At 68.0% G+C, this 21,840-nt stretch carries 19 protein-coding genes; 9 read left to right on the forward strand and 10 right to left on the reverse strand.

Annotation, left to right across the window (positions count from 1 at the left end; genetic code table 11):
* Genes ACXJLH_RS03895 through ACXJLH_RS03920 form a run of 6 tightly spaced genes read right to left on the reverse strand, consistent with a single transcriptional unit; the run spans position 1 to position 4,945 of the window.
* Positions 1 to 522, reverse strand: coding sequence for a hypothetical protein (locus ACXJLH_RS03895; protein WP_457442563.1), 522 nt, complete (start codon positions 520 to 522; stop codon positions 1 to 3).
* On the reverse strand, positions 507 to 1,289 hold the full coding sequence (locus ACXJLH_RS03900) for an enoyl-CoA hydratase/isomerase family protein (protein WP_457442564.1): 783 nt from the start codon (positions 1,287 to 1,289) through the stop codon (positions 507 to 509). The genes ACXJLH_RS03895 and ACXJLH_RS03900 overlap by 16 nt, the downstream gene beginning before the upstream one ends.
* Positions 1,290 to 1,299: 10 nt before the next feature.
* The gene (gene vapC, locus ACXJLH_RS03905; RefSeq protein ID WP_057298180.1) at positions 1,300 to 1,707 is read right to left on the reverse strand and encodes a type II toxin-antitoxin system VapC family toxin; all 408 of its coding nucleotides are present in this window, start codon (positions 1,705 to 1,707) and stop codon (positions 1,300 to 1,302) included.
* Positions 1,694 to 2,503: a GNAT family N-acetyltransferase gene (locus tag ACXJLH_RS03910; protein ID WP_457442565.1), complete on the reverse strand. Its 810-nt coding sequence runs from the start codon at positions 2,501 to 2,503 to the stop codon at positions 1,694 to 1,696. The genes vapC and ACXJLH_RS03910 overlap by 14 nt, the downstream gene beginning before the upstream one ends.
* A gap of 40 nt (positions 2,504 to 2,543) precedes the next feature.
* Positions 2,544 to 3,338, reverse strand: coding sequence for a M48 family metalloprotease (locus ACXJLH_RS03915; protein WP_457352543.1), 795 nt, complete (start codon positions 3,336 to 3,338; stop codon positions 2,544 to 2,546).
* Positions 3,338 to 4,945, reverse strand: coding sequence for a carboxyl transferase domain-containing protein (locus tag ACXJLH_RS03920; protein ID WP_457442566.1), 1,608 nt, complete (start codon positions 4,943 to 4,945; stop codon positions 3,338 to 3,340). Before ACXJLH_RS03920 ends, ACXJLH_RS03915 begins: the two co-directional genes overlap by 1 nt.
* A gap of 163 nt (positions 4,946 to 5,108) precedes the next feature.
* On the opposite strand from ACXJLH_RS03920, the gene ACXJLH_RS03925 reads away from it, so the two are divergent.
* The gene (locus tag ACXJLH_RS03925; RefSeq protein ID WP_457320116.1) at positions 5,109 to 5,801 is read left to right on the forward strand and encodes a TetR/AcrR family transcriptional regulator; all 693 of its coding nucleotides are present in this window, start codon (positions 5,109 to 5,111) and stop codon (positions 5,799 to 5,801) included.
* On the opposite strand, the gene ACXJLH_RS03930 is transcribed toward ACXJLH_RS03925, so the two are convergent.
* Complete coding sequence (locus tag ACXJLH_RS03930) at positions 5,798 to 6,079, reverse strand: hypothetical protein (protein ID WP_457442567.1); 282 nt, start codon at positions 6,077 to 6,079, stop codon at positions 5,798 to 5,800. The genes ACXJLH_RS03925 and ACXJLH_RS03930 overlap by 4 nt on opposite strands.
* A 339-nt stretch (positions 6,080 to 6,418) precedes the next feature.
* Here ACXJLH_RS03930 and ACXJLH_RS03935 point away from each other — a divergent pair, with 339 nt between their 5' ends.
* The 5 genes from ACXJLH_RS03935 to ACXJLH_RS03955 all read left to right on the forward strand — a co-directional run bounded on the left by ACXJLH_RS03935 (position 6,419) and on the right by ACXJLH_RS03955 (position 16,258).
* A complete protein-coding gene (locus ACXJLH_RS03935; protein WP_457442568.1) occupies positions 6,419 to 8,047 on the forward strand; it encodes a FecR domain-containing protein in 1,629 nt (542 codons plus the stop codon).
* A complete protein-coding gene (locus ACXJLH_RS03940) occupies positions 8,044 to 10,425 on the forward strand; it encodes a CHASE2 domain-containing protein (RefSeq protein ID WP_457442569.1) in 2,382 nt (793 codons plus the stop codon). Before ACXJLH_RS03935 ends, ACXJLH_RS03940 begins: the two co-directional genes overlap by 4 nt.
* A 200-nt stretch (positions 10,426 to 10,625) precedes the next feature.
* Entirely contained in the window at positions 10,626 to 13,403 is a 2,778-nt protein-coding gene (locus ACXJLH_RS03945) for a TonB-dependent receptor (protein WP_457442570.1), read from the forward strand.
* A 160-nt stretch (positions 13,404 to 13,563) separates the two neighbouring features.
* Entirely contained in the window at positions 13,564 to 14,019 is a 456-nt protein-coding gene (locus tag ACXJLH_RS03950) for a (2Fe-2S)-binding protein (protein WP_056205070.1), read from the forward strand.
* Between the two features lie 10 nt (positions 14,020 to 14,029).
* The gene (locus ACXJLH_RS03955; RefSeq protein WP_457442571.1) at positions 14,030 to 16,258 is read left to right on the forward strand and encodes a molybdopterin cofactor-binding domain-containing protein; all 2,229 of its coding nucleotides are present in this window, start codon (positions 14,030 to 14,032) and stop codon (positions 16,256 to 16,258) included.
* A gap of 1 nt (position 16,259) precedes the next feature.
* Here the strand turns inward: ACXJLH_RS03955 and ACXJLH_RS03960 are convergent, their stop codons facing one another.
* Positions 16,260 to 16,475 carry a heavy-metal-associated domain-containing protein gene (locus tag ACXJLH_RS03960; protein ID WP_457442572.1) on the reverse strand — a complete coding sequence of 72 codons (216 nt, stop codon included), beginning with the start codon at positions 16,473 to 16,475 and terminating at the stop codon, positions 16,260 to 16,262.
* Positions 16,476 to 16,502: 27 nt separating this feature from the next.
* Here ACXJLH_RS03960 and ACXJLH_RS03965 point away from each other — a divergent pair, with 27 nt between their 5' ends.
* Positions 16,503 to 17,057 carry an NADPH-dependent FMN reductase gene (locus ACXJLH_RS03965; protein WP_056205065.1) on the forward strand — a complete coding sequence of 185 codons (555 nt, stop codon included), beginning with the start codon at positions 16,503 to 16,505 and terminating at the stop codon, positions 17,055 to 17,057.
* Entirely contained in the window at positions 17,054 to 17,956 is a 903-nt protein-coding gene (locus tag ACXJLH_RS03970) for a pirin family protein (RefSeq protein ID WP_457442573.1), read from the forward strand. Before ACXJLH_RS03965 ends, ACXJLH_RS03970 begins: the two co-directional genes overlap by 4 nt.
* 66 nt (positions 17,957 to 18,022) lie before the next feature.
* Here ACXJLH_RS03970 and ACXJLH_RS03975 read toward each other — a convergent pair whose 3' ends face one another.
* Positions 18,023 to 19,015 (reverse strand): PEP-CTERM sorting domain-containing protein, encoded by a 993-nt coding sequence (locus ACXJLH_RS03975; RefSeq protein WP_457442574.1) that lies wholly within the window; start codon positions 19,013 to 19,015, stop codon positions 18,023 to 18,025.
* Positions 19,016 to 19,341: 326 nt separating this feature from the next.
* Positions 19,342 to 20,361 carry an ATP-binding protein gene (locus ACXJLH_RS03980; protein WP_056205055.1) on the reverse strand — a complete coding sequence of 340 codons (1,020 nt, stop codon included), beginning with the start codon at positions 20,359 to 20,361 and terminating at the stop codon, positions 19,342 to 19,344.
* 412 nt (positions 20,362 to 20,773) lie between these two features.
* On the opposite strand from ACXJLH_RS03980, the gene fba reads away from it, so the two are divergent.
* Positions 20,774 to 21,838, forward strand: coding sequence for a class II fructose-bisphosphate aldolase (gene fba / locus ACXJLH_RS03985; protein WP_056205053.1), 1,065 nt, complete (start codon positions 20,774 to 20,776; stop codon positions 21,836 to 21,838).
* The last annotated feature ends 2 nt before the right edge of the window (positions 21,839 to 21,840 follow it).

Below are 21,840 nucleotides of genomic sequence, written 5' to 3' on the forward strand. Positions count from 1 at the left end.
TCAGGGCAGGCGCGGCCGGAAGCCCGGCACCGTCGCGTTGAACAAGGCCACGGCCTCGTGTTTGCCAGGCTGGCAGACCATGGAGAAGTTCAGGATCTTGCGCGAGGTCACGTAGCCCAGGTAGAGGTGCACGTATTCGCCCTCGGCGTGTGCAGCAAAGGACATCTCCAGTCCGACGCCACCGGAGTGCGACTTGATGGACTGCTGCAACACCTGCACCGACCCTTGGCTGGCTATTTGCAGGGCTTCGATGCGGCTGCTGATGCACTTCTCGGCCAGGGCCTGGACCTTGTCGTCGGGGATCTCGTAGAAGTCCGCGGAAATGATGATCGCGGCGCCGTCGTCGTCCGAATGGAAGTTGAGCGTGTTGTCTTCCTTGGTCGGGATCTGGCGCCATTGAGCGGACAGGTCGAGCAGGAATTCCGAGTAGGAATACTGGTGCTTGACTGGAGGGGTCGGCACCGGAGGCGGCGCCAACTTGAAGGTGTAGTTGAGGATGGTCACGGTCAGCTTGTCAGCCACGACGGCTTGCTCTTGGTCAGAAAGCTCTGCACGCCCTCGCGCCCCTCATCGCTGGCGCGGATGTCCGCGATGCGCCGCGCGGTGTTGTCGCGCAGTTCCGGCGTGATCTCCCGGCTGGCCACGTCCTTGACAAGCTGCTTGCAGGCGCGCGCGGCGGCGGGGCCGTTGGCGGTGACGGCGGCGACCAGTTCGTCCACTTTGGCGTCCAGCGCATCGGCTGCGACGACCTCGTGCACGAGGCCCAGCGCTTTTGCCTCGGCGGCGGTGAAGCGCTCCGCCGTCACAAAGTAGCGCCGCGAGGCCTGCTCACCGAGTGCCTTGACGACGTAGGGGCCGATGGTGGCCGGCAGCAGGCCCAGCTTGGCTTCCGACAAGCAGAAGCCAGCCGCGTCTACCGCGACGACGATGTCGGCACAGGCGACCAGGCCCACGCCGCCGGCGTAGACGTCGCCCTGCACGCGCGCGATGACCGGCACCGGGCACGAGTAGATCGCCCACAGCATGTCGGCCAGCTTGGTCGCGTCGGCGTGGTTCTCGTCCCAGCTGTAGCCCGCCATGGCCTTCATCCAGTTCAGGTCGGCGCCGGCGCAGAAGGCCTTGCCCTCGGCGGCCAGGACGATGGTGCGCAGGTCGGCGCGCTGGCCCAGCTCGGAGAACGCAGCGGTCAACTCGGCGATCAGGCCTTCGTTGAACGCATTGCGGACTTCGGGCCGGTTCAGCGTGACGCGGGCGACGTGGCCGTGGGTGGTGATGTGCAGGCTGGGCATGTGGCTCGCGTCAGTGGGTAGGGTGCAACAGGCGCAGGCCGAAGTGTTGTTCGAAGGGCAGGAAGTCTCGGTCGCGCTGGAGGAGCAGCAGGTCTTCGTCGATGCAGTGCGAGGCCAGCAGCACGTCGATCGGGCTGTGGACGGTGATGCCCATCTCGCGCAGGCGCCGGTAGCGGCTGGCGGCGCGTTCGGCGCCGGCGGCGTCGACGACGGAGGGCACGCGGATCTGCTCGAACAGCTTCATGGCCATCCGATGCTGGCGTTCGTGGCGAAAGCCGCGCAGCACCTCGAATACCACCAGGTCTGGCGCGACGACCGGCGTGCGGCCTTCCTCCAGCAAGGTCCTGAGTTGTGCGTTCGCCGGACTGGGATTGCCGTTGAACAGGTCGATCCAGACGCCGGTATCAACGACGACCATGGGCCGGCTCCAACGTATCGCTCGCAGCCGGCTCCGCGTCGGGCAGTTCACGGCCCTCGGCATCGACGCGGGACCAGTTCGGCCGGCCGCGCAAGCGCTCGTCGCCTGGCCAGCCCCACGGTAGCTTGCCCGCGTGCTTGAGGATCTCTTGGTACGCAGCCTGCCGCTTCACAAGAGCCAGCCCAGCTTCCACAGCCTCACGCTTGGTCTTGAAGCGCCCGGCCGCCATGGCGTCGGCCATCAACTCGTCATCGATTTCGATGTTGGTGCGCATGATGTGTATAAGGTTTGTGTGATGTGTGTATTTTAGGCGGCGCAGGAGCGGCTTGCACATCAACACGGATCCATACGTCTTGCCCTGCCACTGCACGCCGCCGACGGTGGCATAGCCGCGGCGCTCGTAGCGGCGGCGTAGCGCGACGGCGGGCTCGGCGGTGTCCAGCGCGAGCCGGGCGAAACCTTGTTCGCAGGCCCAGGCCTCGGCGGCATCCATCAATCGCTCGGCGATGCCCTGGCCACGGCAGTCCGGGTGGACGGCCAGCTGGGACAGGATGGCCGTGCCAGCCGTCGTGTACAGCGGCGGCGGTGGGTCGGCGATGTAGGCCTCGCCGGCAGGCTTGGGGCCGCGCACGGCGACCGTGCCGACGAAGCGGCCGTCCCGTTCGGCGACGAAGCCCTGGGCGCCGGCCAGGCGTTCACGCGTCACGTCGACGCTCTGGTCAACGGCGGTGAAGTTCCAGCCTTGGGCCGCGAGGCTGGCGTAGGACAGGTGCAGCAGCGTGGTGAGCGTTTGCATGCAGTCATTGCTGCTCAGCGGGCGGATGGTGACCATCTCGTCATCCCTTCAGCATTCGGGCTGGGTTGGGCTTGCCGCAGGCGCGGCTGAGCAGGGCCGGATCGAGCTGACGCGCGGCTTCATCGCGCGACAGCTCGTAGCGAGGCAGCAGCCGTTCAGTGGCGGGCCAGGGCGGCTGCGATGCGGCGGCCGCGCGGCAGAAGCTGCGTGCCACCTGGGCCGCGTTGGCATGTCGGCGTGCGTTGTCGGGGTGGGTGGGCCCGCCATGCGACTTCATGCCGGGAATGCGTTGACTGGCCGTGCGCCAGAGTGCCGCGCCGCGATGCACGTCGTACCCCGCCAAGCCGGCAAAGACCAGGCCGAGCGTGTCGGCGTCCAGCTCCTGGGCGCGCAGGTCTTGAGGAGTGTCTGCGTGGGGCTCGATACCAAACTGTTCACTGAGCGACAGCATCATCGCGTGCCCCTCGTCTGGGGCTTTGGCGATCTGCCGGCGCATCCTGAAGATGCCGTGACCCAACACCACGTGCGCCAGCTCATGGCCCATCGCTGCGGCGAGTTCGTCCTCAGACAGCACGGCCAGCAACTCATCGGAGATGCGGGTCATGTCGAACACCGCGAACGCGTTGCCTGCGCCGATCGGCCCCACGCTCTCGAAGGACACGGTGCAGCGGCGCTGGCCCTGCGCGTCGATTTCAGCCAGACGGCCGCACCACGGCGACGCGGCATGGCGCAGCGCGGCGTCCACGCGCCGCAGGTCTTCCTGCGTGGCGGCGTTGGCAGCAACGGTAAGGCTGACCAGCAGCGAGGTCAGCGTGGAGCGCAGGCGTGGGGTCATCACATCCGGAACACGCCGAACTTCGTCTCAGGGATGGGCGCATTCAGCGACGCCGACAGCCCCAGCGCCAGCGCGCGGCGCGTGTCGGCCGGGTCGATGACGCCGTCGTCCCACAGCCGCGCGGAGGCGTAGTACGGGTGGCCCTGGTCTTCGTATTGCTGGCGCAGCGGCGCCTTGAAGGCTTCTTCCTCGTCGGCGCTCCAGGTGCCGCCCTTGGCTTCGATGGCGTCGCGGCGGATGGTGGACAGCACGCTGGCGGCCTGCTCGCCGCCCATCACCGAGATGCGCGCGTTGGGCCACATCCACAGGAAGCGCGGGCTGTAGGCGCGGCCGCACATGCCGTAGTTGCCGGCGCCGAAGCTGCCGCCAATGATGACGGTGAACTTGGGCACCTGGGCGCAGGCCACGGCCGTCACCATCTTGGCGCCGGCGCGGGCGATGCCGTCGTTCTCGTACTTGCGGCCCACCATGAAGCCGGTGATGTTCTGCAGGAAGATCAGCGGGATCTTGCGCTGGCAGCACAGCTCGATGAAGTGAGCGCCCTTGTTGGCGCTCTCGGCGAACAGGATGCCGTTGTTGGCGACGATGCCGACCGGCATGCCCTCGATGTGGGCGAAGCCGCAGACGAGCGTCGCGCCGTAGCGGGCCTTGAACTCATCGAACTCCGAGCCGTCGACGATGCGGGCAATGATCTCGCGGATGTCGAAGGGCTTGCGCGTGTCGGTGGGAATCACGCCGTGCAGCTCGGCGGGGTCGTGCGCCGGCGCCTTCGGTTCCTGCATCGCCAGTGGGCTCGCCTTGGTCCAGTTCAGCCGTGCGACGGACTGCCGTGCGATGGCCAGCGCATGCGTGTCGTTGTTGGCCAGGTGGTCGGCCACGCCCGAAAGGCGCGTGTGCACGTCGCCACCGCCCAGGTCCTCAGCTGTGACCACTTCGCCGGTGGCCGCCTTCACCAGCGGCGGGCCGCCCAGGAAGATGGTGCCCTGGTTCTTGACGATGATGGTCTCGTCGCTCATCGCCGGCACATAGGCGCCACCGGCCGTGCACGAGCCCATGACGACGGCGATCTGCGGAATGCCTTCGGCGCTCAGGTTGGCCTGGTTGAAGAAGATCCGGCCGAAATGGTCGCGGTCGGGGAACACTTCGTCTTGATTCGGCAGGTTGGCGCCGCCGCTGTCCACCAGGTAGATGCAGGGCAGGCGGTTCTGCTGGGCGATCTCCTGGGCGCGCAGATGCTTCTTGACGGTGATGGGGTAGTAGGTGCCGCCCTTCACCGTGGCGTCATTGCAGACGACAACGCATTCCACGCCCGACACGCGGCCGATGCCAGCCACCACGCCGCCGCCGGGCGCCGCGTTGTCATACAGGTTCAGGCCCGCCAGCGGCGCCAGTTCCAGGAAGGGCGTGCCCGGGTCGAGCAGCATCTCGACGCGGTCGCGCGGCAGCAGCTTGCCGCGGGCCGTGTGCTTGGCGCGCGCGGCGTCGCCGCCGCCCTGGGCGATCTTGGCGAGCTTGGCGTTCAGGTCGTCAATGAGGCCGCGCATCGCGTCCGCATTGGCCTTGAAGTCGGCCGAGCGGGGGTTGAGCTGGGTATTGAGGACCGGCATGGTGTCTCCGCGAAGCCCATGCTCGAGTCAATGACTAAGCAGGGCTCAACTTATTGATTGACGGCCTCGTGAGCCGCGTGAGGGGCGCCAGAATAATCCAGGGTGAACACGGATGCAATGCCGACTTGAGTGTTACTCAAGAATTGCGCAGAATGCGACCTCGATGACCACCGTCGCCGTCACGCCCCAGCGCAGATCCCCCGCAGGCCCCAAGGCCGAGCAGCGCGTGCGCGACATCCTGCGCGTGGGCCGCGAGGTGTTCGCCGAGCGCGGCTACGAGCGCGCGACGACGACCGAGATCGCCCAGCGCCTGGCCATCTCGGAGGCCACCGTCTTCACCTATTTCCGCGGCAAGCGCGAGCTGTGCATGCGCGTCATTCAGGACTGGTACGACGAGATCATCGCCGCCATCGAGGCCGGCCTGCCGCGCCAGGCTTCGGTGCGCGAGCAGCTGGAGTTCGTCGTGCTGACGCATCTGCGCCTGTTCCTGATCCAGGGCACGGGGCTGTGCGCGCTGGTGCTGTCGGAAGGCAGAACCAAGGGCCAGGACCTGGGCGAAGGCTTCGTCGAGCTGCAGCGGCGCTACACCGCGCCGCTGATGGAGCTGCTGGCGCGCGGCCAGGAGGCCGGCGAGGTGCGGCGCGACATCCCGCTGCGCCTGCTGCGCTCGCTGGTGTTCGGGCCGATGGAGCACATGTTGTGGGAGGTGGTCATCACCGGCCGCCAGATCGACGTGGAGGCCAGCGCCCGCGATCTCGTCGCGCTGCTGTGGCCGGCCCTGCAGGCACCCGACCAGGAGCTGCAGCGGCTGCGCCGGCTGCGTGGGCAGCTGCAGGATGCGTTGGCTCAGGCCTAACGCGTCCAGGCCTGCACGAGCACCGTCTCGCAGACCTTGAACAGCAGCCAGGCCGCCATCGCCGCCAGCGTCGAGGCGATCAGCTCGGCCAGTTGCCGCAGCCCGCCGTCCTGCAGCCCTTGCCAGCCGTAGTCCGACAGCAGGGTCGCGTTGGCACTCACCAGCCGCACGAGATCCAGCGTCAGCAGCCCGAAAGCGACGAAGCTCAACACCATGACGCCGAAGCAGGCGATGCGATGGCGGCGCAGCCAGCCGATGAAGCCCGAAATCGTGAGCATTGCGCACACTCCTCCTGTGTTCGGCATTCTCAGGCATGGGCCTGTTAACGCTATGGCAATGGGCCGCGCGGGCCCGCCGCAAGGGGTCAATCTAGACGCGGCGCGCCGCCCGCACGCGTGTGCGGGCCAGGGCTGCAACAACGAGTGGCCCCTTGCGGCGGGCCTGCCCGAAGGGTTGTGGCCAGAAAGGCCGCATGCTGTGTTGCAGATCCTCGCTGGGTAGGAACCCAGCTTGCGGTCTGCTGTCGTGCCTGCGGCCTTTCTGGCCACAACGCGACCCGTTGCCATAGCGTTAACAGGCCCTAGGATCCAGGCTCCTGCGAGGGAAGGGAGGCGCCGATGAGTGCAATGAGAATCTGGCTCACCATGGGCCTGTTGCTGCTGGCCTGCGCCGAGGCGCCTGCGCAGACGGAGGCGGCCGACGCCGACTGGCGCTACCGCATCCAGCCCGGTGACACGCTGATCACACTGACCGACGCCTGGCTGGCGCCGCCCAAGACCTGGCGCGACCTGCAAAAGCTCAACCGCGTGCCTGACCCGCTGCGGCTGATGCCCGGCTCGACCCTGCGCATGCCCGTTGCCTGGCTGCGTCGCGAGGCCAGCGTCGCCGAGGCCGTGTTCGCGCGCGGCCAGGTCACGCGCCAGCGTGGTGCGGCGAGCGAAGCCCTCACCGCCGGCACGACGCTGCAAGGCGGGGACCGCATCAAGACCGGCGCTCAGTCCAGCGCCAGCCTGCGTTTCGCCGATGGCTCGCGGCTGCTGATCCCGCCCGACAGCGACATCACGCTGGACCAATTGCTGGTGCTGGGCCGCGGCGCCATCCCCGCGGTGCGCATCGGCGTGCAGCAAGGCGGTGCGGACAGCCGCGTGACGCCCAACGCGCAGCGCGTGCCGCTGTACGAAGTGCGCACGCCGCATGTGAACCTGGGCGTGCGCGGCACCGAGTTTCGCGTGCAGACGGCGGGTTCGCAGAGCCGCATGCAGGTGCTGTCCGGTGCCGTGCATGCCGGTGGCCTGGGCCCCGATGTGGCGAGCGGCCAGGGCCTGCTCGCCGACGGGGCGGCACGCAGCGTCGCGCCTCTGCTGCCGGCGGCCGACCTGAGCGGCCTGGTGCCCGTGACGGAGCGGCTGCCGCTGCACATGGCCTGGGTGGGTGGTCCGGCCGGCGCTGCCACCTGGCGCGTACAGCTCTACGTTGGCGGTGACTTCGACCGCCTGCTGCTGGATGACGTCGTGGGCGAGCCGGCCGTCACCTGGCCCGAGGCGCGCGAGCTGGCCGACGGCGACTACACGCTGCGCGTGCGCGCCATCGACGCGCGCGGCCAGGAGGGCGCCGCGGCCGATGCAAGCATCCGCCTGCAGGCCCGGCCCGAGCCACCCTTCATCCAGGCGCCTGCGTCGGGTGCAGTCAGCTACACCGGTGGCATGGCCTTCGCCTGGACGCGCAACACGGTGGCGCCAAATGTGCGCCTGCAGATCGCGCGGGATGCCGGCTTCAAGGACCTGGTCCTGCAACCCTCACCCATTGACGGCGCGAACTACGACGCCCGATTGCCTGAAGGCCTCTATCACTGGCGCATCGCCTCCGTCGAAGCGAGCGGCCGTGCCGGGCCATTCGGCGACCCGCAGATCTTCGAGATCAGGCCGCCGCCGCCCGCGCCACCGCCGGCCGAGCCGGAGGTCAGCGGCGACCAGTTGAAGCTGCGCTGGCGGGCCGACGCGGATGTCGCGCGCTACGAACTGGAATGGTCCAAGACCGAGACCTTTGACGGCGCGGACGTGCAGCGCTTTGCAACGGACAAGCCCGAGCTCGCGATCCCGAAGCCATCGCCGGGCAAGTACTTCTTGCGCGCCAAGGCCTTCAACGCCGCCGGCGCGGCAAGCCCCTGGGGCCAGACGCAGATGATCGAGCAGCCTTATCCGCGCTGGCTGTGGCTGCTGCCCTTGCTGCTGATCCCCGTCCTTTGAAACGCTGGCCCTGGCTCGCCCTGCCCGGAGCACTGCTGCTCTGGGCGCTGCTGAGCCTGACCGGCGCGCAGCCGCGTATCGACCGCGCCATCGGCGACCTGTTGCTGCGTGCCGCCGCGCCCGCGGCACCGCCACCCACCAGCGTCATCGTCGACATCGACGACGCCTCGCTGCTTGTGCTGCGCCAGCCCCTGGGCGAGTGGCCCTACTCGCGCGAGGTCTATGCGCTGATGCTGGACTACCTCGGCCAGGCCGGTGCCCGCCTCGTCGTCGTCGACATCGTCTTCGCCGGCCCGCGCGAAGGCGATACACGGCTGGCGCAGACCTTGGCCGCCGGCCCGCCGACGGTGCTCGCAGCTGCCGGCCTGGCGACACGCCAGCGCGCCGGCGTCGAACTCGCGCCAGCCAGTGCGGCCGAGCAGCGCGCGCTGACCCGCCTGGGCGCTGCCCATGCGCCAGGCCTGGACTGGGACGCGCTGACGGCGCCGGCCGATGCACTGCTGGACGCGCTCGCCGAGCCCGCCAGCCTGGGAGTCATTTCGGTGGCCCTGGACGACGACGGGCTGCTGCGCCGTCTGCCGTTGTTGCATCGCGTGCAGGGGCGCAGCCTGCCCAGCCTGGCCTTCGCTGCGCGCCTGCGCGCCGACGGTGCGCTTGGCTGGCGGCGCGAGGGCGACGAGCTTGTCGCGGGCGCGCGCCGCTGGCCTGTGGACGAGGCCGGCCAGCTGCGCCTGCGCCTGCCGTTGGGCGGCGGCGAGCCACCACGCGTGTCCTGGCAGCGCCTGATGCGCGCGGCCCTGGGCGAGAGCGAGGACGCCGAGCTGGCCCGATTGCTCGCCGGCCGCAGCGTCTTCGTCGGCAGCAGTGCCTTCTTTGCCGACGAGGTCATGACGCCCCAGGGCCGGTTGTCGGGGACGGCGCTGAACGCTGCCGTCTTCGAAGCCCTGGGCGCCGAGCCGCTGGCGCTGCTGCGCGAGCGCGGTGCGGGCGTGTGGGCCGTGGATGCGCTGTTGTTCGCCCTGGGTGCGTTGCCCCTGCTGTTGCGTCGCCAGGCGCTGGCGGCAGGCATCGCGATGGCGGCGCTGCTGTTCGCGTCATGGAGTGCCGCGTGGGCCGGTACGCTGCCGACGCTCGCGCCTGGCTTCTACCTGCTCGCGCTGGCCCTGCTGCTGACAGCCGTCGAGCACGAGCGCCACGCCCGTGAGCGGGAGCGCGAGCTGACCCGCGAGCGCGAGCTGGCCGACGCGCGCAGCCGCGCCAAGACCGAGCTGCTGGCTCAGGTCAGCCACGAGATGCGCACGCCGATGAACGCCGTGCTGGGCTTCTCCGACATCCTCGCGCGCTCGCCGCTCAAGCCGGATCAGGCCCATTACGTCGAGGTGCTGGGCCATGCCGGCCGCCAGGTGTTCGCCCTCATCAACGACCTGCTCGACAACGCCCGCATCGAGAGCGGCCGGCTGGAGTTGGCCTCGCATCCCTTCAATCTGATCGACCTCGTCGAGTTGCAATTGGAGCTGCTGCGCGAGCGCGCCCAGAGCCGGGGCCTGTGGCTGCGCGTGTTCGCGCGCACCGAAGCGGCGGGCTGGGTGCTGGGCGACCAGCAGCGGGTGGCGCAGATCGTCACCAACCTGGTCGGCAACGCCATCAAGTTCACCAAGACGGGCGGTGTGACGGTCGAGCTGTCGCGCAGCACCCAGGGCCAGGTGTTGATCAGCGTGCAGGACACCGGCATCGGCATTGCATCCGACGGGTTGGAGCGCATCTTCCAACCCTTCGCCCAGGCGGATGCGACCATCGCGCAGGAATTTGGTGGCACCGGCCTGGGCCTGGCCATCACGCGCAGGCTGGCGCGGCTGATGGGCGGCGATGTCAGTGTGCACAGCCATTTGGGCGAAGGCAGCTGCTTCGAGGTGCGGCTGGATCTGCCCGACTCGCAACCGCCGCATGCCGACCCGGCAGAGACGCGCGCTGAACGCATGGCGCCGAGCCGTCCGCTTGAGCTGCTGCTGGCCGAGGACAACGACGTCAACGTGCTCGTCATCGAGGGCATGCTGCAGCCCCTGGGCCACCGCATCAAGCGGGCACGCGATGGCGAGCAGGCCCTGGCCGCTCTGCGTGAGGGCACGGGCGAGGGTGATTTCGACCTCGTGCTGATGGACATGCTGATGCCCGGGCTGGACGGGCTGTCGGCCACGCGGCAATGGCGGGCCATCGAAGCTGCCGAGGGCAGGCCGCGTACGCCCATCGTCGCGCTGACGGCGAACGCGTTCGACACCGATGTGCAGCAGTCCCTGGCGGCAGGCTGCGACGCCCATCTGACCAAGCCTCTCAGCCTGGCGGCGCTGCTGCGGGCGCTGGCCAAGTACGCGCGAGTCTGAGCCTTGCGGCGCCGGCCGCGGACGTGAAGGAAGTCAGGCCCTAATTCGCAGTGCTGTGAACGCGCCACAGCCTGACTTCCCGCAGGGGAGGAGCCATGAACTGCGGCTCAACACTTCTTTGCATGAGGGCAACAAGCCGCGCCGCGGCGGGGGTCGGGGGCGACCCTTCACAAGGCCCCAACTGACAGGAGTGAGCTTCCATGCAACACCGTCACACCCGACTGGCGCTGGCCTTGCTGGCCGCCGGTATCGCCGGCTCGGCCGCTGCGCAGAACGCACCGGCCCAACAGCAGCAGCTCGAGCGCATCACCATCACCGGCTCGTCGATCAAGCGCGTGGAATCCGAGACGGCCCTGCCGGTGTCGGTGATGACGCGCGACCAGATCGAGAAGACCGGCGCCACCAACGTCGAGGACATCCTGCGCCGCATCGGTGCCAACACCGCAGTGCAGTCGGACACCACGCAGGGCGCCGGCTATTCCCAGAGTTTCGCCAACCTGCGCGGCCTGGGCCCCAACTCGACGCTGGTGCTGCTCAACGGCCGGCGCTTGGCCAACTTCGCCTTCGGCTCCATCGGCGGCAATTCGTCGGTGGACCTGAACAGCATCCCTTTCGCGGCCATCGACCGCATCGAGGTGCTGCGTGACGGCGCCTCGGCCGTGTATGGCACCGACGCCGTCGGCGGCGTCATCAACTTCATCACTCGCAAGGACTACGACAAGGGCGCCGTCACGCTGAAGTACGGCGCACCCGAGAAGAGCATCGGCGGCAAGGAGACGAGTGCCTCCATCGCCTTCGGCATGGGCGGCCTCAAGACCGATGGCTACAACCTGCTCGTGACCGGCAACGTCAAGAAGCAGACCAAGGTCAGCTCCCTCGACCAGAAGTGGTACCTGCGCGGCATCGACGAGATCCCCGGCTCCGATCCCCCGACTTCGGGCCGCTCCTTCCCGGGCCGCCTCGTCGACTTCAACATCACGCCGGGCGCCTATGCCAACGCGGGGTCCAACTTCAGCCCCTGCGATCCCAACTTCAACACCATCCAGGACGTGGTGAATGCCGCAGGGCAGCCCGTTCTGACCCCAAACGGCACCCAGAAAAAGCGCTGCCGCTTCATCTACCCGGCCATGCAGGAGAACCTGCCCGACTCCAAGAAGGCCGACGCCTTCGGTCGGTTGACGCTGGACACGGGCGGCGATTCGCAGGTCTTCTTCGAGGCCAGCTACGCACGCAACGACTCCATCGGCCGCACGGCCGCCGTGCCCATTGACTCGACGGCGGGTCATGTGAAGGCCGACGGCACCTACCCGTCCTTCGCCTTCCCGATCTCCAGCAAGTTCTTCCCGGCGGCGCTGTTGACCAGCCTGGGCTACACGCCGGCCCAGTTCGACACGCTGGGCGGCGGCTTCACCGAGATCGCGATGCGCTCCGTGCCGGTCGGGCCGCGCACCAACAATGTGTTGAACGAACAGACCCGCTTCGTGGCCGGCGCCGCCGGCGTCTTCCAGGGCTGGGACTACGACGCCGGCCTGACGATGTCGCAGGCCAAGGGCTCGCTGGACTACTACAACTACCTGCACGAAGGCCGCTTCATCACCGAACTGGCCACCGGGGTCATCAACCCCTTCGGCCCGCAGGATGAAGCTGGACTGGCCGCGCTGAACCGCGCGCGCATGGAAGGCCCGATGCGCCGTTCCAAGAGCACGACCTATGCCTTCGACGCCAAGGCCAGCACCGAACTGATGGCCATGAGCGGCGGCCCGATGATGCTGGCCGTCGGCACCGATCTGCGCAAGGAAAAGGCCGACGACCATGCCGTGAATGCCGACTATGAGTTGGGCCTGCACATCGGCGGCGAAGGCACGGTGCCCAAGACCGTGGCCTCGCGCACCATCTATGCCGTGTTCAGTGAGCTGTCGATGCCCTTCGCCAAGGGCTGGGAGGCCACGGTCAAGGCGCGCTACGACAAATACAGCGACTTCGGCGGCACGTTCAACCCGGGCGTGACGCTGCGCTTCCAGCCCAGCCGCGAAGTGCTGCTGCGCGCCAGTGCCGGCACGGGCTTCCGCGCCCCGACGCTGTGGGACGTGAACAGCCCGACGGCCTTCACGAACACCGCCAACTCCCTCGTCGACCCGAACTGCCCGCCCGGCCAGGCCGGCGACCCGCGCTGCGAAACGCAGTTCAACGTGCGTCTGTCCAGCGACCCCTCGCTCAAGCCCGAGAAGTCGCGCCAGTATTCCTTTGGCGCGGTGTTCGAGCCGATGCGCGACCTGTCCATCGCACTGGACTACTGGCATATCCAGAAGAAGGACCAGATCGGCACCATCGGCGGCGACGCCATCATGTCCGACCCGATCCTTTACCAGCGCTACAACGCCCGCATCCACCGCCTGCAGCCCAGCGGTTTCATCAGCTACATCGAGACCCCGGTCGAGAACCTCGGCGATCTGAAGACCAACGGCATCGACCTCGACGTGAAGGCGGGCTGGAGCTTGGGTTCCATGGGTCGCCTGAGCGCCAGCTACGCCGGCAGCTTCATCAACCAATGGAAGCAGCAGAACGGCAAGGGCACGCCTTATGTGTCCTATGAGGGCACGGCCGGCGACGGCGCCGGCGTGCAGCCGGTGCCCAAGTGGCAGCACACCCTGGGCCTGGACTGGAACATGGGCAACTGGAACCTGACGCTGGAGAACATCTTCGTCAAGGGCTGGACGGAATCGGCCGGCCTGGTGGAGGCCAACGTCGGCCCGCTCGTCGAGCACAAGGTCAAGGACAGCAGCCGCTGGAACATGGCCGTCGGCTGGAAGCCCACGTCGACCCTGGCCCTGCGCCTGGGCGCGCGCAACCTGCTGGACCAGGACCCGCCGTTCACCGCCGTGTCCAGCTATGGCTCGCACGTGACCGGCTATGCGGGTTCCTTCGTCGACCCGCGTGGCCGCTTCTGGTACGCCACGGCGAGCTACCAGTTCAAGTGAAATGGATCGCGCCCCACCGGTGCGTCGTCATCACAAGGGGCTCCTCGGAGCCCCTTTTACTGGCTCAGCCCCTCGGCCCACCCGGCGTAATGCCTGAGTGATGTACTGGGACGCTGCTTCTGGCTAGAGTCGCCCGCGTCCCACCCCCCTGAGGAATCCCATGATCAACATGACCGTCAACGGTCGCGCCGTCTCGCTGGACGCCGAGCCCGATATGCCCCTGCTGTGGGCCGTGCGGGAGGAATTGCAGCTGACCGGCACGAAATTCGGCTGCGGGGCGGCCCAGTGCGGCGCCTGCACCATGCACGTGGCCGGCGCGCCGGTGCGGTCCTGCCTGACGCCGATTTCCTCGGTGCAAGGCCCGGTGACCACCATCGAGGGCATCGCCACCGACAAGGTGGGCCAGGCCGTGCAGGCGGCCTGGGTCGAGCATGACGTGGCCCAGTGCGGCTACTGTCAGAGCGGCCAGGTCATGAGTGCGGTTGCGCTGCTCAAGGGCAACAAAAAGCCCAGCGACGCGCAGATCGACGAGGCCATGGCCGGCAATCTCTGCCGCTGTGGCACCTACACCCGCATTCGCGCGGCCATCCACACGGCTGCGGCCAAGCTCGCCTGAGGAGGCCGACATGCTGAATCCCCGTCGTATCGACCAGGCACTGACCGCGGGCTCCCTTGGAGTTTCCCGCCGCAGCTTCGTCACCACCACCGTCGGCGGCGCCGTCGGCCTGGCGCTGTTGCCTGGCATGGCGAGCGCCCAGGCGCCCAAGCCCGGGTCCAAGCCGACTGAACAACCGTTGGCCTTCGTCACTATCGCCAAGGACGGCACCACCACCATCCTGTGCAACCGCATGGACATGGGCCAGGGCGTCGAGACCGGCCTGGCCATGATCTGCGCCGAGGAGCTGGAAGCCGACTGGAGCAAGGTCCGCACCGGCTTTGGCGACCAGAAGGCCGCCTATGTGGACCCGCTTTTCGGCATCCACCTGACCGGCGGCTCCAACTCGGTCAAGAACAGCTATCAGCAGTACCGCGAACTGGGTGCGCGCACCAAGGCCATGCTGGTGGCCGCCGCGGCCGAGAGCTGGGGGGTGCCGGCCGCGTCGCTGAAAGCCGAGAACGGCGTCATTTCAGGTGGTGGCAAGAGCGCCGGCTATGGCGAATTCTTCGACGCCGCCATGAAGGGCACGGTGCCCGAGGCCGTCACGTTGAAGGATCCCAAGACCTTCAAGCTGATCGGCAAGCCCACCGGCCTGGTCGTCAGCCAGGCCAAGAGCACCGGCACCCAGGCCTACGGCATGGACGTGCAACTGCCGGGCATGGCGGTGGCCGTCATCCAGCGGCCGCCGGTCTTCAACGGCAAGGTCGCCAAGCTCGATTCGACCGAGGCGCTCAAGGTCAAGGGCGTCAAGGCCGTGCTGCCGGTGGCGCTGGACCGCGGCGGCCAGGGTGTGGCCGTGGTGGCCAGCGGCTACTGGGCGGCCAAGAAGGGCCGTGATGCGCTCAAGGTCGACTGGGACCTGGGTGGCGTGGCCAAGCCCGACACCGCGGCGCTGACCAAGCAGTACCTGGCCCTGGCCAAGACGCCCGGCACGCCGGCGCCCAAGCCGGAGTTCCAGGCCGATGCCAGCGCCTGGGCGAAGGCGCCCAGGAAGATCACGGCGGACTTCGTCTTCCCCTACCTGAACCACGCCCAGATGGAGCCGCTGGCCTGCACGGTGGACCTGAAGGCCGACCGCTGCGACTTCTATTACGCGGCCCAGATGCCCGGCATCGATGCGATGAACCTGGCCAAGACGGTGGGGCTCAAGCCGGAGCAGGTGCAGGTCAATGTGCAGATGGCGGGCGGCGGCTTTGGCCGGCGTGCCACGCCCGCCACCGAATGGCCGCGCGAGGCGGCAGCCGTGGCGGTGGCCCTGGCCCAGGCCGGCAAACCCATGCCGGTCAAGGTGATCTGGAGCCGCGAGGATGACGTCAAGGCCGGCTACTACCGGCCCATGACGGTGCACCGCGCCGAGATCGGCTTCGATGCCGCGGGCAAGATCTCCGGCTGGCAGCACCGCATCGTCAGCCAGAGCATCCTGAAGGGCTCGCCGCTGGAAGGCTTTGGCTACCAGAAGGGCGTGGACGGCACGACGACCGAGGGCATGCGCGATCCCTACGAGATCCCGATGAATCTCAGCGTCCACCACCCCGACGTCAATGTGCCGGTGCTGTGGTGGCGCTCGGTGGGCTCCACCCACACGGCCTATGTGATGGAGACCCTGGTCGACGAGATCGCCTTCGCCACCAAGCAGGACCCGGTGGCCTACCGCCTCAAGCTGATGGAGGGCAATGCCAAGGCCGACCGGCATCGCGCCGCCCTGCAGGCGGCCGTCGACAAGAGCGGCTATGGCAAGCGCAAGCTCAAACCCGGCCAGGCCTGGGGTGTGGCGGTGCATGAGAGTTTCGAGTCGGTCGTCGCCTATGTGGTCGTCGCCAGCATCAAGGGCAAAGGCAAGGATCGCCAGCCGGTGCTGCAGGAAGTGCATGCGGGCGTGCACTGCAACCTCTGCATCAACCCCAAGGCGGTCGAGACCCAGGTTCAGGGCGCGGCCATTATGGCCCTGGCCACGACGATGCCGACCCACCGTGTGACCTTCAAGGACGGCGTCGTCGAGCAGAACAACTTCTATGACATGGCCATGCCGCGCATGCCCGACGCGCCCAAGGTCATGACGGTCATCATCGTGCCCAGCAACGACCCACCCAAGGGCATGGGCGAGCCGGGGCTGCCGCCGCTGGCACCGGCGCTCGCCAACGCGGTGGCGCGGCTGACTGGCAAGCGCCAGCGCGAGTTGCCGTTCAGCTTCGCTTGAGTCAGGTGCTGGCCGGCGCCGGCGGGTAGCCGGCCTCGGTCAGCACGGCCACCAGTGCCTCGCGGGGCAGGTCGCTGTCGACGTCGGCGGCCTTGGCGTTGCGATCAATCTCGACGCGCGCCTGGGCGTCGGCCGCCTTCAGCGCTTCGGTGATGGCGGCGACGCAATGGCCGCAGCTCATGTCGGGCAGGATGAAGCTGTGCATCGCTGGCATCATGCCCGCATCCACCTTTGCGGTATCGCCATGCACATCATTGCCCTCAGCGGCGCGCTGCGCCGCGCGTCCTACAACACCGCCTTGCTGCGCGCTGCCATCGCGATGGCGCCCGAGGGCGTCACGATCGAGCTGCGCACCCTGCACGGCATTCCCCTCTATGACGGGGACGTCGAGGCCCAGGGCATCCCCGAGGCCGTGACGAAGCTGCGCGAGGAGATCCGTGCCGCGGATGCGCTGCTGATCAGCACGCCCGAGTACAACCACTCCATCCCCGGCGTGCTGAAGAACGGGTTGGATTGGCTGTCGCGCCCCAGCGGCGAAGGCGCCAAGCTGTTTGGCGGCAGGCCCACGGCCGTGATCGGCGCGTCGCCGGGCGGCTTCGGCACCGTGCGCTCCCAGGGCGCGCTGTTGCCGGTGCTGCATGCTTTCGGCTGCGACCACTGGATGGCCGGCGAGCTGCTGGTCTCCAAGGCCGGCTCGGTCTTCGACGCCGACGGCCGTCTCGTTGATGACAGGGTGCGGGGGCAGTTGCAGACCTTTGTCCACGGCTTTGTCGACTTCGTGCGCAAGAGAACGTCATGAGCGTCCACGTCGAGCGCCTCGCCAGCCACATCGGCGACGTGGGCGGCATTCCCATTCAGCGCGCCCTGCCCAACAAGGCGCGGCGCATCATCGGCGCCTGGTGCTTCGCCGACCATGCCGGCCCGGCCACCTTGCCGCCCGAGCGGCGCATGAATGTCGGCCCGCATCCGCACACGGGGCTGTCGACCTTCAGCTGGATGATCGAAGGCGAGATCCTGCACCGCGACAGCCTGGGCTCCGAGCAGGTGCTGCGGCCGGGCCAGGTCAACCTGATGACGGCCGGCCACGGCATCTCGCACAGCGAGGAATCGCTCTCCGACCGCATCCACCTTGCTCAGCTGTGGATCGCGCTGCCCGATGCCGAGCGCGAACGCGCGCCCAGCTTCCAGCATTTCGCCGAACTGCCGCGATGCTCGGTGGGCGGTTTTGACGGCACGCTGCTGGTTGGCGAGTTCGCCGGCCTGCGCTCGCCAGTGCCCAGCTTCACGCCGCTGCTTGGCGTGGACCTGGTTGCGGGCGGGCCGGCTGACGCGATGCTCACGCTGCGGCCCGGCTTTGAGCATGGGTTGATGCTGCTGGAGGGCGAGATCGAGGCGGCGCCGGCCGGCCACGATGCCGTCGAGACGGTCACGCCGGGCACGCTGCTCTACCTCGGCCCCGGCTGCGAATCCGTCGAACTGCGCTGCTCGGTCTCGTCACGCCTGCTGCTGCTCGGCGGCGAGCCCTGGAGCCAGCCGCCGCTGCTGTGGTGGAACTTCGTCGGCCGCGAGCCGGATGAGATGCGGGCCTGGGCCCTGGACTGGGCGCGCGAGGACGGTGGGCGCTTCGGTGCGGTCGAGGGCTATGGCGGCCCGCGCATCCCGGTGCCGCCGGTGCCGCCGCTGCACCGGCCGGGCTGAAGCGGCGCAAACCAAAACAGGCCGGCCGGCCCCAAGGTCAGGCCGGCCGGCTTGCCGGGTTCAGCGTCACTGTTTGCGGCGCCGGCTCCAGGCAGCTGCGGCAAGCGCCAGAACCATCAGCACCAGCACGTTCGGCTCCGGCACGGTATTGCCCCCCGGGCCGCCTATGGTGCATCCCGCACCGCAGCTCAGGCGCAGCACCTGTTCGATCTGCGAGATGAAGAGGGTGCCATTGCTGGTGTCGGCCGACGTGAAGTCGCCGCGGCTGCCGCCGTTGGCAATGATGAGCATGGTGTCGTTGTCGACATCAAGCAGCCCCAGGGTCCCATCGTTGTTGTTGACGATGACGTCGCCGTCGTAAAGGCCGCCGATGATGACGCCTGTGCCGTCGGCACCATGGCCGCCGGTGCTGAAGTAGGAGCGGATCAGCGCGCCGGTGGCAATGTCATAGGACTGGATGATCCCGCCGTTCTCGATGTAGGCCACCTGGCCGTCGGGCGAGACGGATACGCCATCCGGGAAGAGGCCGGCGTTGATGATGCGGTAGTTGCCGCTGACGGGGTCGATCTCGACGAGGCCCCGGTTCGTCGAGGCGATCATCTTGCCGTTGGGCGAGCCCCAGATGCCGAGGTAGTCGACGAGATCGGTGCCGGTAGGACCGCCGATGGGCACATAGGAGCCATCGTTCGCGAAGTGGTAGTAGCGACCGCCAAACAATTGGCCGCCGTAGGCTTGGCCGCCAACCGTCGCCATTGCGAAATGTGGGTTGCCGGTCTCGAAGGCGTAGGGCGTGGCGATCAGCGCATCGCCCAATGTCTGGTTGTCGACATCCTTGAAGACGTAGACGCGGTCCGAGCCCACGCTACCAGTGACGATGTTGCCGTTGGGCAGAACCGCCTGGGACAGCGGGCCGTAGTTGCCGAAGTTGTAGCCGCTGACGAAGGTGGTCAACGTGAAGCCGGCAGTGACGCCACCTGCCGTCAGTGTGAGGCCGGCGTGGGCAGCGGGGGCGAAGGCCACAGCCAGAGCCACGAAGCCAAGTAGTTTCTTCAGTGTCATCGCGGTCTCCCGACTGATTTTCGAGGTCGCCTCGAAGCGAGGCGGCCCATATTTGCGGCACGCATAAGTCGTGCCGCGAGCCAGAAAAAGCTGCTGCGACATGCATTTATGGTTTTATGCCGTTTGCGAAAGGGGGCAGGGTGTCAACTTCTCCGACACGCGTCCTGGAAGCCAGCGGGCACGTCCACCGCGCTCTCGAAATCGGTTGCCGCCCAAAAGGGATGCCTGCGCCGCGTCGGCGTCTGGAGCGCGGCCGCTGGTCGACCTGCGAATCTGTGCCACTCGGCCCGGCATGCGCAGCCGGGCTGACGAACGAGTTGATCGCCTCAACCGGCCCTGGCGCTCTTCACCAACGCCTCGATGCGCGGCGTCGCGTTCACCGCCACCAGCTCAATCTGCGGATTCGCCTTGGCGAACACGCGGAACAGCTCGTCCGTGAAGCCGTGGCCGACGTCGGCCACGCCGTCGAAGTCGATCTCGGCGCGCTTGAAGGCCGACAGCCGGGAGCCGACGCGGCGGGCCTGGGCGCGGGAGTCCAGGGCCTGGCCTTCGCTGGTCAGCAGGCGCAGCTGCACGCGGGTCTGGTCGAACTCGATGCCGTCGCCTGCCAGGCTCCAGGTTTCCATGACGCCGTCAAGCGTGCGCGTCGTGTTCAGCGCGATGGCCATGTAGATGGAGCTGCCCTGGCGCGGCAGGGCGCGGCCCTTCTTCCAGCCGGCGCTCTCCCAGGCTCGGCGCTGGTAGGCGGTGTTGTTGGCGTGGATGTCGAACACATCGGCCAGCTGCGAGCTGAAGAACAGGCCGCGGCCGGTGTGGGCATCGGGGGCACTGGTCAGGCGCCCCTTGCTGAGCTCCAGCATCGCGTGCTGGGGGTCCTCGAGCTGGAAGGCGCTGCAGATCTTGTCGAAGACGCCCATGCCGTCATCGCTGACGAGCAGCTGCACATGGGTGGGCGTCTGGCGCAGCGACACGGTGACGCTGCTGCCGCCGGAATGGTCGGCTGCGTTGTTCACGAGCTCGGTGAAGCCATGCTGCACCATGCGTTCCACATGCTTGGGCAAGGCGAAATGGGGTGCGAAGTCGCGCTGCCAGGGCAGGTCTTCCTGCAGGCCGTAAAGGGTGTAACTGCGCGCCACCTGGCGCAGGCTGCCGGGCGAGAACACCGGTCGGCGGCCGGTGCCGGAGCGGGTCAGCCAGCCGGCGTCCACCAGGCGCTTCAGTGCCGACAGCACGGCGCGGTGGCTGGCCCCGGTGCGCTCCTCGATGTGGGTCGCCAACGCCAGCGAGTGCTCACTGGCCGCGGCGGTGATCCAGTTGGTGAGGTGGTCGAACACCAGTCTTGTCATGAGCACGCATTGTGCTGACTACTTCAATCACGGGGGGTGGGGTCGCTACCGACTCAGGAGGCTGCCGGCCTTTGGGGCGGGCGCGCGCCGGGGAGATTTGCCATGCCAGACAAGGCGCGACCGCCGCTGTGGGGTCATCCCCACGAGGCGGGCGCAACGCAGGATGGCGTGGCAAATCGCCCCGGCCCTACGGGTTGACCCGCCTTCGAGGCTCATGCGGCGTTGCAAATGCTCGCCGGGTAACCCACCCGGCTCCGCTTTGCGCCTTGCCTGACCCCCGAATGCGTGTCAACGCGCGCCCGTCCCAAAGGCCGGCAGCCTCCATAGAATCCCCAACCAGTTACGAAGCGGTTACGGCCTAGGGTGCGTACCGCAGTCGGCCCAGATTTCTCAACTCCACCGGGGACAACCCATGCCTCTCGTTTCCATGCGCCAGTTGCTGGACCACGCCGCCGAAAACGGCTACGGCATCCCAGCCTTCAACGTCAACAACCTGGAGCAGGTGCAGGCCATCATGGCCGCGGCCGACGAGGTCGGTGCACCGGTCATCCTGCAGGCCAGCGCCGGCGCCCGCAAATACGCTGGCGAGCCCTTCATCAAACACCTGATCCAGGCCGCCTGCGAGGCCTACCCGCACATCCCCTTGGTCATGCACCAGGACCACGGCACCAGCCCCAAGATCTGCGCCGGCGCCATCGACCTGGGCTTCGGCTCCGTGATGATGGACGGCTCGCTGATGGAAGACGGCAAGACGCCGGCCTCCTTCGAATACAACATGGAAGTGACCCGCAAGGTCGTCGAGATGGCGCACCAGGTCGGCGTCACCGTCGAGGGCGAGTTGGGATGCCTGGGCAATCTCGAAACCGGTGATGCCGGCGAGGAAGACGGCATCGGCGCCGAAGGCAAGCTGGATCACAGCCAGATGCTGACCGACCCCGAGGAGGCCGCCGTGTTCGTCAAGGCCACGCAGCTCGACGCGCTGGCGATCGCCATCGGCACCAGCCACGGCGCCTACAAGTTCAGCCGCAAGCCCACCGGCGACATCCTGGCCATCGGCCGCGTGAAGGAAATCCACGCGCGCATCCCCAATACCCACCTCGTCATGCACGGTTCGTCCAGCGTGCCGCAGGAGCTGCTGGCCATCATCAACCAGTACGGCGGCAAGATGAAGGAGACCTTCGGCGTGCCGGTCGAGGAGATCCAGGAGGCCATCAAGCATGGCGTGCGCAAGATCAACATCGACACCGACATCCGCCTGGCGATGACAGGCGCGGTGCGCAAGTTCCTGGCCGAGAACCCCGACAAGTTCGACGCCCGCGAATGGCTCAAGCCCGCCCGCGAAGCCGCCAAGGTCATCGCCAAGGAGCGCTATATGCAATTCGGCTGCGAAGGCCAGGCCGGCAAGATCAAGGGCCGCACGCTGGTCGACATCGCTGGCGCCTATGCGCGCGGTGAGCTGGCACAGAAGGTCCAATAAGG

This window comes from Roseateles sp. P5_E4 (genome assembly GCF_054049255.1).

Bases quoted from the DNA above. Each gene is read 5' to 3' on its own strand.
- ACXJLH_RS03900 (WP_457442564.1), bottom strand. From the start codon at position 1,289: ATGCCCAGCCTGCACATCACCACCCACGGCCACGTCGCCCGCGTCACG.
- vapC (WP_057298180.1), bottom strand. From the start codon at position 1,707: ATGGTCGTCGTTGATACCGGCGTCTGGATCGACCTGTTCAACGGCAAT.
- ACXJLH_RS03910 (WP_457442565.1), bottom strand. From the start codon at position 2,503: ATGCAAACGCTCACCACGCTGCTGCACCTGTCCTACGCCAGCCTCGCG.
- ACXJLH_RS03915 (WP_457352543.1), bottom strand. From the start codon at position 3,338: ATGACCCCACGCCTGCGCTCCACGCTGACCTCGCTGCTGGTCAGCCTT.
- ACXJLH_RS03920 (WP_457442566.1), bottom strand. From the start codon at position 4,945: ATGCCGGTCCTCAATACCCAGCTCAACCCCCGCTCGGCCGACTTCAAG.
- ACXJLH_RS03925 (WP_457320116.1), top strand. From the start codon at position 5,109: ATGACCACCGTCGCCGTCACGCCCCAGCGCAGATCCCCCGCAGGCCCC.
- ACXJLH_RS03930 (WP_457442567.1), bottom strand. From the start codon at position 6,079: ATGCTCACGATTTCGGGCTTCATCGGCTGGCTGCGCCGCCATCGCATC.
- ACXJLH_RS03935 (WP_457442568.1), top strand. From the start codon at position 6,419: ATGAGTGCAATGAGAATCTGGCTCACCATGGGCCTGTTGCTGCTGGCC.
- ACXJLH_RS03945 (WP_457442570.1), top strand. From the start codon at position 10,626: ATGCAACACCGTCACACCCGACTGGCGCTGGCCTTGCTGGCCGCCGGT.
- ACXJLH_RS03950 (WP_056205070.1), top strand. From the start codon at position 13,564: ATGATCAACATGACCGTCAACGGTCGCGCCGTCTCGCTGGACGCCGAG.
- ACXJLH_RS03955 (WP_457442571.1), top strand. From the start codon at position 14,030: ATGCTGAATCCCCGTCGTATCGACCAGGCACTGACCGCGGGCTCCCTT.
- ACXJLH_RS03960 (WP_457442572.1), bottom strand. From the start codon at position 16,475: ATGATGCCAGCGATGCACAGCTTCATCCTGCCCGACATGAGCTGCGGC.
- ACXJLH_RS03965 (WP_056205065.1), top strand. From the start codon at position 16,503: ATGCACATCATTGCCCTCAGCGGCGCGCTGCGCCGCGCGTCCTACAAC.
- ACXJLH_RS03970 (WP_457442573.1), top strand. From the start codon at position 17,054: ATGAGCGTCCACGTCGAGCGCCTCGCCAGCCACATCGGCGACGTGGGC.
- ACXJLH_RS03975 (WP_457442574.1), bottom strand. From the start codon at position 19,015: ATGACACTGAAGAAACTACTTGGCTTCGTGGCTCTGGCTGTGGCCTTC.
- ACXJLH_RS03980 (WP_056205055.1), bottom strand. From the start codon at position 20,361: ATGACAAGACTGGTGTTCGACCACCTCACCAACTGGATCACCGCCGCG.
- fba (WP_056205053.1), top strand. From the start codon at position 20,774: ATGCCTCTCGTTTCCATGCGCCAGTTGCTGGACCACGCCGCCGAAAAC.